The 1,557-nt window shown below is 43.5% G+C and carries 1 protein-coding gene; it reads left to right on the top strand.

Going from position 1 to position 1,557, the window contains the following annotated elements; all coding sequences use genetic code 11:
- Nucleotides 1-130 precede the first annotated feature (130 nt).
- Nucleotides 131-1,336 carry an IS4 family transposase gene (locus GKZ89_RS20735; protein WP_155114299.1) on the top strand — a complete coding sequence of 402 codons (1,206 nt, stop codon included), beginning with the start codon at nucleotides 131-133 and terminating at the stop codon, nucleotides 1,334-1,336.
- The last annotated feature ends 221 nt before the right edge of the window (nucleotides 1,337-1,557 follow it).

Below are 1,557 nucleotides of genomic sequence, written 5' to 3'. Positions count from 1 at the left end.
CTGACCCACTAGCGATGCACGGTTTCAAAATACTGTAAAAAGTGGAAGGTGTACCTTTACAGAACACAAAAAAACTCCTAATCTAGAGGGGACCATACTTGTTCCCAACTCTAAGAAAAGGAGCTCAACAGTGAGTAAAAGTATAGGTCAAGTATCGCTTATTTGTCAAACCCTTTCCCTTTTGCCAATGGAGGAATTTGAATGTCCTCTTTTGGATTACGGAAATTATGCACTGACCACAAGTTCGCTTATGAAAATCATGGTTTGTGCTCAACTGGATCAATGGAAGTCCTATCTTCATATGCAGAATAAGCTCGATGCAAATCCGGATTTGCTTGAGTACCTGGGCATGGATGGAATTAGTGGAAGTCAGATCTCCCGTCGAATCAATGACCTGCCAACGGAGCTTGTTCAAAAATTATTTGCAAAGGTAATCGCCAAGCTCAACCGCCTCACCAAGAGATATAAGGGGGGCGACCGAATCGTAGGCCGGCTCTCCATCATTGATTCGACGGAAATTCGGCTGCCGCATCAACTCTGCCAGTGGGCAAAAATCTCAAAAGACCACACAGCGGTTAAGATGCATACGCGCTTGCACGTTGTTTCACCGACGATTGCTTTTCCGGATAAAATCGTTCCGTCCACCGGTAAGGTGGGCGATGTGGAAACCGGTATTTATATGGTCGAAGACCCGAATGTCACCCACTTGATGGACCGGGCTTACCCTTCCACCAAGAATTTGATGAACTGGCAGAAAAGGAACCTCTCCTTCCTTGTCCGCATCCAAAAGAACCTTCGGCTCTATACTCAGGAGAGCTATGAGCCCACGCATCCAAGGATTCTGCGTGACGAAAAAGTTCTGTATGGCGTAACGAAGGATCCCCTACGTTATGTAGAATACCTGGACGAAAAGGGACGGGTGTACAGAATTCTAACTACACGGTTCGATCTGACAGATCAGGAAATTATGGACACTTATAAGCAGCGTTGGATGATTGAGCTTTTCTTCAAATGGATCAAGGGACACCTGAGACTGACCAAAGTTTGGAGTGAAAAGCCGCAAGGCATCTGGAATCAAATGTTCTTGGCGCTCATTGCCTATGCCTTAACGCTGATGATGCGGATCATCGTGGAGTCTTCTAAGACTCAGTGGGAATTTTTCAGGCTTTTACAATGTTACTGGTTTCAGCCGGTTCAGAATCTCATAGATGCCTTAAGGAAACGAAAGAAAAAATCGAAAGGAAGGCAAAAAGTGCCTGAACGACCGAATCCAGAAAACCTGGAAGCTTTGTTCATTGGGAACGTAGCCCACTACAAATACCCTGACAAAAAATAAGCAGATTTTAAATAGTTAAAAAATGGGAACTAGGTCAATTACAGTCCGCGTTCTCCTTTTTTTATTCCACTCAAAAAATCTAATGTAAAATATTTGAATATATTCAATGTTTACCCTTTTGTAAGCTGTCGCTTAGTAAGAGGAGAAACCAAAATTCCTATGATTAGGAGTTAACTGCGGTGTATCCATACATTTTTTGTAAGACGTGCATCGCTAATGGG

The organism is Metabacillus mangrovi, assembly GCF_009711125.1.
In the GTDB taxonomy this organism is placed as follows: Bacteria; Bacillota; Bacilli; order Bacillales; family Bacillaceae; genus Metabacillus_B; species Metabacillus_B mangrovi.
Note: the sequence above shows the minus strand (reverse complement) of the source record. Positions and strands in the feature narration are given on the sequence as shown.